Raw genomic sequence first — 621 nt, forward strand, 5'->3', positions numbered from 1 at the left:
AATGCGACAAAACAGTCCTCAACTCAAAGCAGTGGTGAACAAATTCATCCAAAAATCTCGTTCAGGCACACTCCTTGGAAACGTCATATATAGCAAATACATCGACAATACCAATTGGCTCAATAAGGCACTTAACCCTAAGAAAATTGCCCAGCTAGAAAAACTGTCGGCGCTGTTTTCGCGCTACGGGGAGAAATATGACTTGGATTATTTGCTGATTGCGGCGGTTGCGTATAAAGAGTCCGGATTTAATAACAACTTAGTCGGCACAAGAGGCGCTGTGGGCATAATGCAAGTCTTACCGAGCACAGCGCGCGATCCAAACATCAACATCAAAAATGTTCGACAACTCGAAAACAACATCCACGCAGGAGCGAAATACTTAGCGTTTTTACGTCGGCAGTACTTTGGCGATAAGGCCATTACGGCTGAGAACAAAATTTACTTTACCTTGGCGGCTTACAATGCAGGCCCAGGTAATGTCGAGAAAATGCGCAAGCGAGCCGCACAGCAAGGCTACGACCCCAACGTTTGGTTTAATAATGTCGAAGTGGTCATGCGAAAAAGCCTCAGATCAACGGTCAGTTATGTGACCAGCGTGAACCGTTACTACGTCATCTA

The 621-nt window shown here is 45.6% G+C and carries 1 protein-coding gene; it reads left to right on the forward strand.

Features of this window, described 5'->3' with window-relative positions:
* Positions 1 to 621, forward strand: a 621-nt coding sequence (locus R7Z50_RS28690; RefSeq protein WP_318149907.1) for a transglycosylase SLT domain-containing protein, incomplete at both ends; no start/stop codon positions are given.

The organism is Vibrio sp. 1249-1 (genome assembly GCF_033340495.1).